The sequence below is a fragment of the Sesame phyllody phytoplasma genome (genome assembly GCF_018390775.2).
Classification (GTDB): Bacteria; Bacillota_I; Bacilli_A; order Acholeplasmatales; family Acholeplasmataceae; genus Phytoplasma; species Phytoplasma australasiaticum.
In genome coordinates this window covers 1-722 of record NZ_JAHBAJ020000034.1, presented here as the reverse complement: position 1 = coordinate 722, position 722 = coordinate 1, and the positions used below count along the sequence as shown (strand labels likewise).

Here is a 722-nt window from a genome sequence, read left to right as displayed (position 1 = left end):
ACCTTGATTCCTTAGGTGAAATGACCATTTTGATAATGGTGAGATTCCAGGTTTGCTTTCGTTGATAAATATCCTACACAATTGATAAATGTTGATAGTTTCTGGACTGCTTGGTGTTAGTAATTTGCAAACAGGTTAGCTTATTACATCTTCTTTTTTTCTTAGGCCCTTTCAAGCTTATCCTTAGAATCATTCGGTGGCGGTATCTTTTTGAATAACTACTTCATCGTAATCCGCTTTTAAGAACTGCTATAATTCTTTATTGTTTCCTTTAAAGAACCGTTCTTAGCCTTTCAGTGTTTATCGCACTGGTGATTGGTTAAATCACACGATATTTAGGCTTCTTGGGCGCCCTCAATTAACGCTTGATTATTTACAGGCATACCTATAATTTTTGAAGAAATAATATTTTGAATATTTTTAATTGCTTTTAATACACCTTTACCTAAAAATCTTTGAACATCATTATCTCTTAATTCAAGAGCTTCGTGTTCCCCTGTAGAAGCTCCGGAAGGAACTGAAGCTCTTCCGAATGCACCAGAAACTGTAAATACTTCTACTTCGACAGTGGGATTTCCTCTTGAATCTAAAAATAAGGATAGAATATTTGCGTTTCAATAACCCGATTTATATTTCGATTATCTATTACAAAAAAGCCCCCCTCTAAACCGGACAAGCAAGTTTCCAAGCATCCGGCTTGCCATAATTTATCCTTTTTATCA

Annotated in this window: 1 pseudogene; it reads right to left on the bottom strand. The window is 35.0% G+C overall.

The features are described from left to right. Positions 1-347: 347 nt before the first annotated feature. Positions 348-605 (bottom strand): annotated as a pseudogene (gene eno, locus KHD59_RS02400) (phosphopyruvate hydratase); the annotation flags it as partial. Between the last annotated feature and the right edge of the window lie 117 nt (positions 606-722).